This is a genomic window from Leptospira meyeri, assembly GCF_004368965.1.
Taxonomy (GTDB): Bacteria; Spirochaetota; Leptospiria; order Leptospirales; family Leptospiraceae; genus Leptospira_A; species Leptospira_A meyeri.
In genome coordinates this window covers 432,737-445,410 of the sequence record NZ_SORO01000001.1, presented here as the reverse complement: position 1 = coordinate 445,410, position 12,674 = coordinate 432,737, and the positions used below count along the sequence as shown (strand labels likewise).

Annotated in this window: 12 protein-coding genes; 7 read left to right on the top strand and 5 right to left on the bottom strand. The window is 38.5% G+C overall.

Annotated elements, in window-relative coordinates:
* Positions 1-2 precede the first annotated feature (2 nt).
* From CLV96_RS02095 to rsfS, 4 genes are read left to right on the top strand one after another with little or no spacing between them, the layout of a single operon-like run.
* Positions 3-614, top strand: a complete 612-nt coding sequence (locus tag CLV96_RS02095) for a nicotinate-nicotinamide nucleotide adenylyltransferase (RefSeq protein WP_004788828.1) — start codon at positions 3-5, stop codon at positions 612-614.
* Positions 611-1,222: a bis(5'-nucleosyl)-tetraphosphatase (symmetrical) YqeK gene (gene yqeK, locus CLV96_RS02090; protein ID WP_004788915.1), complete on the top strand. Its 612-nt coding sequence runs from the start codon at positions 611-613 to the stop codon at positions 1,220-1,222. Before CLV96_RS02095 ends, yqeK begins: the two co-directional genes overlap by 4 nt.
* Positions 1,223-2,380: a LytR C-terminal domain-containing protein gene (locus tag CLV96_RS02085; protein WP_004788625.1), complete on the top strand. Its 1,158-nt coding sequence runs from the start codon at positions 1,223-1,225 to the stop codon at positions 2,378-2,380.
* A gap of 1 nt (position 2,381) precedes the next feature.
* Entirely contained in the window at positions 2,382-2,747 is a 366-nt protein-coding gene (rsfS, locus tag CLV96_RS02080) for a ribosome silencing factor (RefSeq protein WP_004788822.1), read from the top strand.
* On the opposite strand, the gene CLV96_RS02075 is transcribed toward rsfS, so the two are convergent.
* Complete coding sequence (locus CLV96_RS02075; RefSeq protein ID WP_004789263.1) at positions 2,734-4,803, bottom strand: thioredoxin domain-containing protein; 2,070 nt, start codon at positions 4,801-4,803, stop codon at positions 2,734-2,736. The genes rsfS and CLV96_RS02075 overlap by 14 nt on opposite strands.
* Before the next feature lie 241 nt (positions 4,804-5,044).
* Between CLV96_RS02075 and CLV96_RS02070 the strand changes: the two genes are divergently transcribed.
* The 3 genes from CLV96_RS02070 to CLV96_RS02060 all read left to right on the top strand — a co-directional run bounded on the left by CLV96_RS02070 (position 5,045) and on the right by CLV96_RS02060 (position 8,614).
* Entirely contained in the window at positions 5,045-6,604 is a 1,560-nt protein-coding gene (locus CLV96_RS02070) for a TolC family protein (RefSeq protein WP_004788290.1), read from the top strand.
* Positions 6,601-7,782 carry a M20 metallopeptidase family protein gene (locus CLV96_RS02065; protein WP_004788408.1) on the top strand — a complete coding sequence of 394 codons (1,182 nt, stop codon included), beginning with the start codon at positions 6,601-6,603 and terminating at the stop codon, positions 7,780-7,782. Before CLV96_RS02070 ends, CLV96_RS02065 begins: the two co-directional genes overlap by 4 nt.
* 73 nt (positions 7,783-7,855) lie before the next feature.
* The gene (locus tag CLV96_RS02060; RefSeq protein ID WP_004788372.1) at positions 7,856-8,614 is read left to right on the top strand and encodes an enoyl-CoA hydratase/isomerase family protein; all 759 of its coding nucleotides are present in this window, start codon (positions 7,856-7,858) and stop codon (positions 8,612-8,614) included.
* Between the two features lie 16 nt (positions 8,615-8,630).
* Here CLV96_RS02060 and CLV96_RS02055 read toward each other — a convergent pair whose 3' ends face one another.
* Genes CLV96_RS02055 through CLV96_RS02040 form a run of 4 tightly spaced genes read right to left on the bottom strand, consistent with a single transcriptional unit; the run spans position 8,631 to position 12,599 of the window.
* Positions 8,631-9,089, bottom strand: a complete 459-nt coding sequence (locus CLV96_RS02055; protein WP_004788478.1) for a MarR family winged helix-turn-helix transcriptional regulator — start codon at positions 9,087-9,089, stop codon at positions 8,631-8,633.
* A gap of 33 nt (positions 9,090-9,122) precedes the next feature.
* Positions 9,123-10,442, bottom strand: coding sequence for an aminopeptidase P N-terminal domain-containing protein (locus CLV96_RS02050; protein ID WP_004788937.1), 1,320 nt, complete (start codon positions 10,440-10,442; stop codon positions 9,123-9,125).
* Positions 10,429-11,499, bottom strand: coding sequence for a lipopolysaccharide heptosyltransferase II (gene waaF, locus CLV96_RS02045; protein WP_004788613.1), 1,071 nt, complete (start codon positions 11,497-11,499; stop codon positions 10,429-10,431). The genes CLV96_RS02050 and waaF overlap by 14 nt, the downstream gene beginning before the upstream one ends.
* Positions 11,499-12,599 (bottom strand): thiolase family protein, encoded by a 1,101-nt coding sequence (locus tag CLV96_RS02040; protein WP_004788475.1) that lies wholly within the window; start codon positions 12,597-12,599, stop codon positions 11,499-11,501. The genes waaF and CLV96_RS02040 overlap by 1 nt, the downstream gene beginning before the upstream one ends.
* Between the last annotated feature and the right edge of the window lie 75 nt (positions 12,600-12,674).

Sequence of the window (12,674 nt, the reverse complement as noted above, 5' to 3'; positions counted from 1 at the left end):
AAATGGAAGTTTTGTTTTTTGGAGGAAGTTTCAATCCACCCCATTTGGGTCATCGGCATGTGATTGAAACCATTTCCAAATCCTACCCCAAAGCTCTGCTTTACATTTGCCCTAATTTCGTTTCTCCCTTTAAGGAAGGTGGGAAGGAATTTCGGTCCAATGAAATTTGGGAACTTTGTCTCACGGAATTTGAAGGTTTCCTTTCAGAGAACGTGATCCTTTGGGATGAGGAAATTAAAAAACCGAATACAAGTTTTACAATTGATAGCTTAAAAACGCTTCGCACTCTCCATCCAAATTCAGAAATTTCACTCGTGATCGGCGAAGACAATTTAGATTCTTTTGAGAAATGGAAATCCTATTTAGAAATTCTCGACATTATCAAACAAATCATTGTTGTGCGTAGAGTGACTCCTTACCCAAAAGAAATTTTTATCCCAAGTTATATCCCGAAATCAAAGGTAAACCTATTACCAAACCCAATATTACCCATCAGTAGCACGGAAATTCGAGAGATTTTTCATGGAAACTTAGTCACTGAATTTCTTCTACCCAAGACCAAGGAACTTGCTTTGAGGTTTTTAAATGACAAAAATAAGGGTGGTTTCGAATGAAACAAATACCAAAGTCCCATGCTTCATTAGATGATTGGATTTTATTTTTTATGGAAGAAGTTCCAAATCATGTCACAGAAACTAGGTTTCAACATATCCTTCGAGTGGCAAAATATGCGGAATCACTAGCGAATATTCACAACCACCCCATTCCCAAAAAAGCCTATCTAGCTGGACTTTGTCATGATATCACCAAACAGAAAAAATCGGAAATCCATACGGAGCTTTTCTATGAATATTCTTTGGATGTAACTGGAATTCCCGCACAGGCTCTCCATGCTTTCTCCGCTCCATTATGGCTTGAAAAGGAATATGGATTTAGTGATCTAGAGATCACAAAAGCAATCTCCTCCCATACCTTAGGAAATAATTCTCCAAAACTCTTGGACCAAATTCTTTATGCGGCAGATTTTTTAGGGTCCGATTATGCGTTCCGGCAACCGAACCTTTCCCTATGGGTACAGAAAACAGAGGAAAATTTATTATACGGAGTTTTTATGAAAGCCTCTCAAACCATTTCCTTTCTAATGGAAAAAAAGGAAGTCATCCACCCCTTTACGTTTTATACGTACAATCAATCAGCTAGTTTAATCAAGGAAATCAAATAGATGTTACGCGAAGCTCCGAAAAAACAACCGATCCCGGCAAAAAGTCTTCTCATTTTAGCTGGTTCCTTCTTTTTGATTGCTCTCCTTTTTTTAGTTTTTCGTTCAAAAGGAGGCTTTTCTCTAGATCAAAAATTTTCCCAAAGCAAACGACTTCCTATTTTATTCTCTGTCTTAGGTGAAAAGGATGAATACCTATTTTCTCTTTATGCGGAGTTTTATCCAAATGAAAAGAAAGCTGCGCTATTTTTTGTAAATCCCAAAACCAGTTTCGATGATGGAGAAAAATCTCTCAAAGAAAAAGGAAGTTCTGCCCCTTCTTATGTGGAATCTGTTTTGGAAGACACTTTAGATTCTAGTATCCCATTCAAGATTGTTTGGACCAAAACACAATTTCAAAATTGGATCAATTTGCTTGGTGGCTTGAATTTATTTTTTGAACCAAAATCACTGCATATAACCAAAAACTACGCTCGTAATAAACAAACATATATTTTGGATGGTGAAGATTGTTTTGATTGGATGAGTTCACTCACCGATGAATCTATGATTTCCTATATCAGAAGGCTCGAAATCCAAGAAACAATCTTTTTGACGATCCTTGAATCCATCCATGATAAAAAAGACCTACTTGGAAAACAAAGAGTAGCTTTCCTTCATAACCAAATGACCACAAATCTTTCTGCCAAAGAATGGGAAACATTGATTGATTTTTTAAAAAAAGAGAAAATCCATTTTGGCGTTTCAGAAGTCCCGGGTGAGCCAATGGGTCGCCCTAAATTCAAAGATGAAGTTTTAAAAGCAAATGAAGAAACGGTAAAAGTTGCTTTTCATAAATTCTCTAGTGAAATAAAGTCTTTATCCTTTAGCGAAGGGGAAAGAGCAAGGATCGAAGTCTTAAATGGAACTCCCAAAAATGGGCTTGCCAGATACGGTAAGGTACTTCTGAATGATAAGGGTCTGAAAGTTCTCTCCGTTGACAATGCCTGGGATTCTAGTTTTAAATCCAGTATCATCCTAAACCGCTCCGGAAACACACAGTACACAGATCTTATCTCCGATACTTTTCAAGGACGCAAGGTTTACTTTGCACTGAGAAAGGATTTGGGGCTTGATGCTACTGTGATCCTCGGGGAAGATTTTCAAAATTCCAAGGACTAAAATGCCGAATATCAGTGCCGAGACATTAGAACATCTAAAAAAGATCAAACAAACGTTAATTGACAAAAAGTGCGAAAACATTCAATTTTTGGATCTAAAAGACGTACATAGTTATTTATCCTTATTTGTTATTGCAACGGTCAAAACCGAAACACAAGGTAGGTCTTGTGCGAAGGACATTGATAAGTATATGAAACCTTTGAAACTCGCGGTCAAAAGGCAAAACCTTACTGACCTACCGAAGGACGCCACCGGTTGGATCCTTCTGGATTACGGTGAAATTTGTGTTCATATTATGACTGACGAAATGAGAACCTACTACTCGTTAGATCGTCTTTGGGGCGATGCCACTCCTATTGTTGTATAAGAGTGAGTGTTTCTTCCCAGTTGTCTTTTGGTAATTCACAAGAAAAATTACGGCATACATAATATAGAATTCCAGAACCAGCACTTCTGCCCGTAAGCAGTTCCAGCTCCGGAGCTAATGCCTTCGCATTCGATTCTTCCAAAACAAGCCAAACCAAATTTGGATCTTTTAATTCACTTAACTTTTTCCGAATTTCTTTGATTTCAGCCGCATCATAGCCTTTATAAACCACAAGGACTTCCTTGGACGGGTATTGGAATTTTTGGAACGCAGAAATCATCGAAGGATAACTTAAGGAATTTTGTGTGAGTTCGGGAAGGAAGTATGCGAAGATGGAATTTGCTTTTTTCTGAAGATCTACTTTTTTATACCCAATGGAAAACAAAAGGTAAAACAAATGTAAGATAGTAGAATTTCCAGAAGGTTCTACTCCATCATATCCTTCGATGGTTCTAACAATTAAATCTTCGTTTCCATGATAAGATTCATAAAATGGCCCCACCTTGGATTCGAAATTGGCAAAAACATAATCCAATGATTTTTTCCCAATTTCATATGCTTCTATATCCTCATCCAACTGGAAAAGTTTCATAGACACCCAAATAAATTCCGTATAATCGGGAAGAGTACCAAAATATTTTGCTTCCCCTTCTCGGAATCGTCTTAAGATAGAACCATCGTCACCTACTAGTTGTTTTGTGATAAATCGATAGATTTTTTTGGCATCGTTTAGATATTCAGTGTCTCCGGAAACTTCATAAGCAGACAAAAGAGCACGGATCCAAAGACAATTCCATGAAGTGAGGACTTTGTCATCCCGAAGGGGACGAATCCTTTGGCTACGATGGGCCAATAATTTTTCCTTTGTTTTTTCTATTTTGTTTATAAACTCTGGTTTAAATTGGATTCCATCCACAAATGGGTTTTTTCCCTTCCAATAAACATGTAAGATGTTCTGATGTTCAAAATTTCCTTCTTCAGTAACATTCCAAAATCCTTGGATTTCTTCTTCAGGAACGATTTGATTGAATTCGGAATGGTTCCAAATGTAAAACTTTCCTTCTTCTCCTTCGGAATCTGCATCTTCCGCACTGGCGATTCCGCCTGATCCTAAGGTCATATCACGTCTGATATACGTGACAATCTCTCGAATTACCTCCAAAAAGAAAGGTTCTTCCGTGGCCTTGTATAACAAAGCAAGTGCTTCAACATAAAGGGAGTTGTCATACAACATCTTTTCAAAATGAGGAACAAGCCATTCATGATCGGTCGCATAACGGCAAATTCCACCACCGACTTGGTCATATATCCCGCCAGATTTCATTGCATATGCCGTGTTAAAAGCCATCTCGAGAGCCCTCGGATCCTTTTTTAATAAGTAAAATTCCGTAAGGAAACTGAGGGCCATACTGGGGGGAAATTTATTTACGGAGTTGGTTTTGAATCCAAAAAATTCTTTATCGTACACTTGCACGTATCGTTCAAAATTTTTTTCGATGATTTCTTTAGCGGGAACTTTTCCTTCATTTGGCCTAGTTTCATTGTCTCGTAAATACTGTGTCAAATCCGTAGCAGCAGTGATCAGTTCTTCTCTTTGGTTCTTCCATGCATCCGAGACCAACCGAAGGACTTCTTTAAAACTTCGTTTTCCGTAGCGATTTTCCGGAGGAAAGTAAGTTCCGCCAAGGATTGGTTCCTTTGTTGGGGTGAGAAACATATTGAGTGGCCACCCCCCTTGGGTTCCCATGGCATGCAAAGCATCCATATAAATTTTATCTATGTCTGGACGTTCTTCCCTGTCTAACTTGATGCATACGAAATCACGGTTTAAGACTTCCGCTGTGGAATCATCCTCAAAGGATTCCCGTTCCATCACATGGCACCAGTGACAAGTCGAATACCCAATGGACAAAAGGATGATTTTATCCTCTTTTTGGGCGTTTTCGAAGGCTTCCGCTCCCCAGGGAAACCAATCTACGGGATTGTGTGCATGTTGTAACAGGTAAGGACTTTTTTCATGAACCAAACGATTCGGTTTTTTCGACAGATTTGCCACAATGTTCCCCCAGAAACTAAGGTTTCTCCACGTAGCTTTTTACATTTTAGGTTGATTGACAACATTGATTTTTTCATCTTGTCTGTGTAAGGGGTTTAAGAAGTTTCCATTGAACAGTCACAATATTTCTACCCCGTATTTTTTTATAAGTCCTCGAAAGTTGACCAGCTGGTTAATATCTTTTAGTCTTTTAAGTTTCCCAATTTTTGCTGAAACTGACTTTGAAGAGGATGTCAAACGGATGCAGCTTTCCCAGTGGGAAAACGGGAACACCATTCCTGAACCCCTCCAAACGGGGGTTGGTCCGAAAAAACTACGACTCACGATCTCCCAAGCCATTGAACAGGTCATTGAAAACAACACCATTGTTCAAAATGCCAAATTGGAAATAGTCAAAGCAGACAGTCCCGAATGGAAAAATGAATCCAAATACACTTGGAAGGCTTTGGCAAGTATCCAGTCTTCCAAACAACTTTTTCCGAATAATAGAAACAACATCTTTGCCGGAACGATTCGTTCCCAAGATAAAATTTCAGCCGGCATTGAAAAACAGTTCAAAACAGGAACATATTTCAAAACTGAAATCAGTACCATTCGTTATGACGTAAATGCTTTTGAAGACCCCAATTCACAAAGTGGATTTGGAAGTTTGCTCGCAGCACCACCTATGTATACTGGTGCCCTTTCTGTTACTTTGTCTCAAGAGTTACTCAAATATGGGTTTGGCAAAAACGAAGAAGATAAAGAAAAACTTTTAAAAAACCAAACCCTGCTTGTTCGTGAAAATTACATCAATATCTTAACTCAACTTGTGGTTAAAATCCTGGTAGATTATTGGTCTCTTAGCATTGTTGATTCTCGGATTGCCACTTATGAAAAAGTTTCAAAAAACACAGAAGAAATTCGACGCCTAACCTTACGAAAAACAGGACTTGGACTTTCGGAAGGATTTGAAGTCAACCAATGGAACCAGGCTTTTTTAAGAACACAATCCCTTTTAGAAAAAGCAAAAGTAGATCGAATTGAAGCCGAAAGAAATTTAGTTCGTATTCTAAATGTGGACACTGGCTCTTCCATTGAAGGTGTAACTGATTTAAGTGAAACATTACCAACAGGAATTAACCTAAAGGCAGACAAAGAATATGCACTTTCCAGAAGAACTGACTATCTAATCTTAAAACGGGAAAGAGAAATTGCAAAACTTGCTTTAAACACTGCTCTTGCTGAAGATGATCCTTCATTACTTGCAACCTTTTCCTATAGTTCGATTGGACAGAATTTTATTTCTCCTCAGGACAACTTCATTGCGCGCCAAAGGGGAATAACATCTTTCAATTACCCACAGATTGTTGCAGAATTAAAAATGTCTTATCCTCTTTGGGATTTAGGAATCAAAGCAGGAATTCGAGATGCGGAAACAAATCTCAAAGTCAACGAAATGAAAATCCAAAATTTGGAACAAGAAATTTCTCAAGAAATTGATAACCGTTACGAAGCGGTTTTAGCAAGTCATGCTCTCCTAAAAGATTTAACAAAAACCAGGAAAGAAACAGAAATTTTCTATAATGGATTGATTGAACGTTTTCGCCAAGGACGTTATACAGCCGTTAACGTTAAAAATGCATTGGATAGTTTAGCGAATGTAGAACTTGCCGTGACACAGGCAAAAATTAATTTTAATATCAATTTAGTTCGTTATGAATTGGCAAAAAATTCTCTTTTTGAGAAATATGGACTCGATCTTTACTCAATCTTAGAGGAAGTCGAAAAAAGGGCCAAACAAGAAACTGACAAGTTATGAAAGTCTATCCTTCTCATCGAAAAGAGGAAATGGTTCGTTATAGACGTACCTTCCATCAGTTCCCTGAACTCAAGTATGAGGAAAGGGAAACTGCTTCTTTTGTGAAGGCGCATTTAGAATCTTTAGGTTTCCAAGTGGAATCAGGAATTGCGGAAACTGGCCTTGTCGCTTTATTCGATTCCGGAATTCCAGGAAAAACCATCCTCGTCCGAGCTGATATGGATGCTCTTCCCATCCACGAAGAAAATAACCACGAGTACAAAAGCAAAAACCCAGGTAAGATGCATGCATGCGGACATGATGGGCACACGAGCATCCTCATGGCCCTTTCTTCCGAACTTAAATCATCTTTTTCAGAATTTGTTCCCAAGGGTAGAGTTCTCCTTTGTTTTCAACCAGCCGAAGAAGGTGGTTCAGGGGCGGATAAAATGATCGCCTCTGGAATTTTGGATCGCTACAAGGTAGATTCGGTTTTTGCCCTTCATGTCTGGAATCATATTGATTTAGGGAAAGTGGGGGTAGTCAACGGAACTATGATGGCTTCTGTTGATGAATTTAAAATTACGATAAAAGGAACCTCTGGCCACGGAGCCATCCCCCAGCACACCGTAGACCCGATTGTAGTTGGCTCCCACATAGTAACCGCTTTACAAACATTAGTTTCTAGAAACGTCGACCCTTTGGAACCATGCGTTGTGACAGTGGGATCTTTTCATTCAGGAAATGCTTTCAATGTCATCCCAGAAACGGCAACCCTTCATGGAACTGTTCGTACCTATTCGAAATCCGTTTATGAATTGATCCCCAAACGAATGGAATCCCTAGTGAACCAAGTAGCAGCAGGTTTTGGAGCCAGTATCGACTTCGAATACAACCGAATCGACAAACCAACAATCAATGACCAGGCAATGGCTGACATCGTGCGAGTTGCAGCAAAGAATATTCTGGGTGAAGATTGTCTCACCGAAGAAAATACAAGGACCATGGGAGGGGAAGACTTTTCTGCCTTTCTTATGGAAAGACCTGGTTGTTATTTTTTTATTGGTTCTCGGAACGAGGCGAAAGGATTTATTCACTCCCACCATAGTTCTTTTTTTGATTTTGACGAGGATGCACTTCCCATCGGACTTTCAGTGATGAAAGAAGTCATCAAAACGTATCTTTTAAATTCAATTTAAACAAAAAATAAACTTGTCTGTTTTTCGCCCCATTTTATTAGTTAGACATCTAACCATTTTTCCGAGGATTCCAATGATTTCATTTGAACAAATAGACGGAATCGGATTTATCCGATTGGGCATTAACGACAAGAACAGTTTTTCTAACGAATCGTTTTTGGAATTGAAAAAGACAATTCAAATTGCTAAGGAATCAAATTCCAAAGCCATCGTATTAAAAAGTGATTCTCCCGGTACCTTTTCTTTAGGACTTGATCTTACTACTGTCAGTACAATGGATCTTTCCAAAGACCTGGCGCCATTTTTAAATTTATTCTATGACAACTTAAAAGCTTTATTTACCCTTCCCGTTCCAACAATCGCAGAGATTTCTGGCCATGCTTTAGGATATGGAGCAATGCTTGCACTTGTTTGTGACTATCGTTATGCGACTGAGGACATACGATTTGGTTTACCAGAGGTCAAAATTGGAATCCAAGTTCCTTCCTTTATTTATGCCTTACTTGGAGAAGCAGTTGGATACGATGCGGCAAAACGTCATGTACTATTAGGTGATGCATTCAAAGCAAAAGAAATGCCAAGTTTGTTTGAAGAAATTGCAGGAACAGAAGAAGACTTGAAAAAAAAATCAAAATCTCTCCAAACAAAACTCAAAAAAAATTCTCTGTCCGCAATGAAAGATACAAAATTAGGAATTTTGAATGTACAAAAAACAATTTTGTCTTTAATTGAGACGGATATTCAAGCCACCATCCAAAGCATTCAATCAAAAGATGCTCAGGAAGGTATTTCTGCTTCCGTTCAAGTCAGAAGACCTGTTTTTACTTCCTAAGATAAAAACAAAAGATTTAATTTTCTCTTTTATTTCGAATGTGTTTGTATATTTCTTCGAGGATAGGATACAAAATATCCTCGTTTTCTTTTGAGATACCCCAAGTTTGTAACGAAAGAAGTTTTGCGGAGATAGTCACAATTTTCTTTCGTATTTTTTTCCCATCCGTTGATAATAGTAAAGCCCATTCCCTTCCGTCGTTTGGAGAAGGATTTCGTTCCACAAGACCTTCTTTCACCAATCGATTCACAAGAACCGTGCAAGTCGGTTTCGTCTTCTCAATGGTTTTAGCAATTTGAGTCATATTGATCGGAACCTTACTTCTCAATAGAAAGGTCAAAATTTCGAAATGAGAGGTTGTGAGACCGGGGTAACCCAATTTTTCCATTTCGAAACGAACAATATCAGCAATTTCAGAACTGATTCGATCAAAATACCGAACAGATCGAAAGCGTTTGGGAAGTTCTCTACTCATACATAACCGAATAACAAAGACAAATCGAAAATCTTAAGCTTTCAAGGCTTCAATTTCAGATATTTCTTTGGGAATGGATTCAGTTAAGTTGATGGGTGTTTTTCCATGGATTACAATATCATCTTCAATTCGAATTCCAATCCCTCGAAAATCTTTCGGAATCGATTCATCCGTTGGATCAAAATATAATCCAGGTTCCACTGTCACCACCTGGCCATCCTTCAGAGGTCTAGACTTTCCATCCAAAAAGTATCTTCCCACATCGTGAACATCCATTCCCAAGTAATGTCCAGTCCGGTGCATATAAAATTTTCGATAAGTTCCTTTCTCGAGAATTTCTTCTAAACTCCCCTTTAAAAAACCCATTTCCCTTAAACAATCACTGAGGAAACGAACCGTTTTTTCATGTACTTCATTGAAAGGAGTTCCAGAAGTAGAATTGTGAATCGCATTTTTCTGTGCATACAATACAATTTCATAGATTGTTTTTTGAGCCTCGGTGAACTTTTTTCCGGCAGGAAACACACGTGTGACATCCGCTGTATAATAATTCCACTCTGCCCCTGAATCGACTAGAACCAAATCCCCTTCTTTTAGAACGTCATCATTACTAACGTAATGAAGGATACAGGCGTTTTTTCCTGTGGCAACAATATGACCATACCCACCGCCGATCGATCCGTATTTTAAATACTCCTGGTCAAGAAGTGCTTCCAATTCATATTCATACATCCCCGGTTTACTCTCTCGCATAATGCGCATATGGCCAAGTTTTGTGACTTCTGCTGCATTTTTTAAAAGTGCAATTTCTTCCTTGGATTTATTTAGTCTTTCTTCATGTAAAAAATGAGGATGTTCAATCCTATGCGGGCCAAATTTTCCTTCCCGACCTCTTTCCGATAGATTCCTACATTCGGAAATCAGTTCCCGGTCGCGGTCTGGATTTTCTCCAAAAAAATAATACAAAGTATGATTCCCTATCAGGATGGCAGATCTTTCTTTTTCCCAATCACTTAAGTCATAAGAAAAATCCAAACCTAACATGGATTTGATTTTTTCTTTTCCAAGTCGAATACCCGTCCAAATTTCTTTTTCTTTGTCTTTGGGCAGACAAAACATCCCTGAAACATCTTGAGTAATGACAAGGATGGAGTCTTCTTCTGTTATTCCAGTAAGGTAGTAAAAATCGGAGTTTTGGCGAAACTTATATTCCACATCCCGGTTTCTAATCTTATGATTTGCGGCAAAGAGTAAAAAGATTTCCCCTTTTTTCAACTTTTTCTGAATGTTGATGATCCGACTACGGTATAACTTAGAGTTGTATTCTCTTGTTTTTTTATCAGGTAATTTCATGAGTGATGATTTCCTCTAAGGCTTCAAAAATTCTCACAGGATTTTGGTCCATCATACAACGAAAATGTCCCTCTGGACAAATTCGTCCTCCGTGAATCCCGCAAGGTCTACAATTTAGACCCTGTACTTCCAAAATTTTATGTTTATCGGAAAGGCTTCCATACCCAAATGCCGGGACGGTCGCACCATACAACATAACTGTCGGAGTATTAAAAGCAGAAGCAAAATGAATAGGACTGGAATCGTTGGAAATAATCGCACTGGCATTTCGAATCCAAACCATTAGCTCTTTTAGGTTTGTTTTTCCTACAAGTGAAAGCAAACGATCCCTTTCTTTTAATTCCAATGGTTCTGTTTTCATCAAACGAACAATAGTATTTTCAATTTCCAAATCTGCTTTGCTACCAATCAAAATAACCGTTTCTTTTCGTTTCCTCAGGATCTGCGTGATGACACTCACAAATTTTTCTTCTGGCATCCGTTTTGTTTCCCAAAGAGAAGAAGGAGCAATCAGAATGTATCCCTCATCATTATTGATAATTTCCTTTTTCTTTATTAAAAAAGAATCTTCCTCCAATTTCCCTGGGAATAAATACGGCCTTCTTTCTCTTCCTTTCGGAAAATCATATTCTTCAAATAAAAGGGAAAATAGTTTTTCTACTTCGTGAGGACCTTGTTTGGGTCTTTGTACCGTCTTTGTATGCAAAAAAGAAAAGCCAGATTCTTTATAACCAATACGAATCGGTGCCCTTGTTAGGTATGATAACAAACTCGAACGAAATGAAAAGTGCGCTGAATACACCTTGTTAAAGGTTTCTTTTTTTAATAAACCAGCAAAATGCATAAAGGCAAACGGATTCTTTTTGATTCGTTTTTTATCAAGTGACCAAACTTTTGTTAAATCTGGATTGTTATCCAAAACAGATTCCGTACCGGCATTCACTAATACATGAATTTCAGCTCCTGGATGTTCCATTTTGACCGCATGGAAAAACGAAGTGGATAGGATCAGGTCACCTAAAAAAGCCGTTTGGATGATGAGTATTTTTTCTGGCATCAGTCTCTTTCTAGTATCGACACAAAGTTGTTTGTAGCAAGTCCACCTATACTTTGTGCTATTGCCAACCGCTTTTCGGGCCATTCCTCAAAGAACCGACAAAGTTCAACAATTTGTGCTAGGCCCGAAGCTCCCACCGGATGGCCTCGGGATTTGAGTCCTCCAGAGGAATTGATCGGAATTTTGCCCTTGGGATGAGTAAGACCTGCTTTTACCTGAAATAAGGCCTCTCCACGGTTGAAAAAACCAGCATCTTCGGCACCGACAAGTTCGAAAGGAGTAAATGCGTCATGTAATTCCGCAAAATCAATATCACTTGGTTCCACACCAGCTTCTGCATAAGCCTTCTCAAAGGCAATGCGGTTGGCAAGAAAACTTGGATCCGCTGAGGAAAGGAAAGGAGCAGTACCCGAGCCCATACCTTTGACTGAAATGGAACTTGGATTTTTGGAAAGGATGAGAGCTGCCGACCCGTCAGAAAGTGGAGAAATATCATACAAACCTAATGGACTTGCGATCTTTGTTTGGTTTTGGTATTCTTCTAAGGTTAAATTCTTTTTGATATGTGCTTTCGGATTTTTAAGACCGTTGTCATGTAATTTCTTTGCGATGGCAAAAAGGTCTTCTTCTTTGTATCCATAATCATTTAAATACTTTCGGGTGATCATAGCACCACCTTGTGCCATAGACATTCCGAGTGCCCTTTGTGAATCAGAAAGAACAGAACCTAACAAAAGATTACTCTCTTCACGGTTGAGTTGGCTCATTACTTCCGTTGCCAAAACAAGTCCATGATCAAACCTTCCACTGAGAATTAAATTCACCCCCAATTGAAAAGCCGCAGCCCCTGACGAAGATGCAGTTTCCATTCGTATGGAATAAACATCGCGAATTCCTAATAAACCAGGGAGTTTTGCAGATAAATGGTATTCTTTATTATAGGAATCAGGTGAAAAACTTGCGTAGATGATGAACTGAATTTTGTGAGATTGAAACTCATGTACAGATTGTTTTGCGGTCACAAAGGATAAATCAAGTTGTGATCCTTTGTGTTTTCCGAATACACTCAATGATGGATTGTGAATGTAAACTTTCTTCATTAGAATATACTTTACGCTTGCCTATTCTATGAAAACCAATTATCTTTCCATTTGAAGAGAGAAAATGAGGCTACC

Bases quoted from the DNA above. Each gene is read 5' to 3' on its own strand.
- CLV96_RS02095 (WP_004788828.1), top strand. From the start codon at position 3: ATGGAAGTTTTGTTTTTTGGAGGAAGTTTCAATCCACCCCATTTGGGT.
- CLV96_RS02065 (WP_004788408.1), top strand. From the start codon at position 6,601: ATGAAAGTCTATCCTTCTCATCGAAAAGAGGAAATGGTTCGTTATAGA.
- CLV96_RS02040 (WP_004788475.1), bottom strand. From the start codon at position 12,599: ATGAAGAAAGTTTACATTCACAATCCATCATTGAGTGTATTCGGAAAA.
- yqeK (WP_004788915.1), top strand. From the start codon at position 611: ATGAAACAAATACCAAAGTCCCATGCTTCATTAGATGATTGGATTTTA.
- CLV96_RS02050 (WP_004788937.1), bottom strand. From the start codon at position 10,442: ATGAAATTACCTGATAAAAAAACAAGAGAATACAACTCTAAGTTATAC.
- rsfS (WP_004788822.1), top strand. From the start codon at position 2,382: ATGCCGAATATCAGTGCCGAGACATTAGAACATCTAAAAAAGATCAAA.
- CLV96_RS02070 (WP_004788290.1), top strand. From the start codon at position 5,045: ATGCAGCTTTCCCAGTGGGAAAACGGGAACACCATTCCTGAACCCCTC.
- CLV96_RS02085 (WP_004788625.1), top strand. From the start codon at position 1,223: ATGTTACGCGAAGCTCCGAAAAAACAACCGATCCCGGCAAAAAGTCTT.
- CLV96_RS02060 (WP_004788372.1), top strand. From the start codon at position 7,856: ATGATTTCATTTGAACAAATAGACGGAATCGGATTTATCCGATTGGGC.
- waaF (WP_004788613.1), bottom strand. From the start codon at position 11,499: ATGCCAGAAAAAATACTCATCATCCAAACGGCTTTTTTAGGTGACCTG.
- CLV96_RS02055 (WP_004788478.1), bottom strand. From the start codon at position 9,089: ATGAGTAGAGAACTTCCCAAACGCTTTCGATCTGTTCGGTATTTTGAT.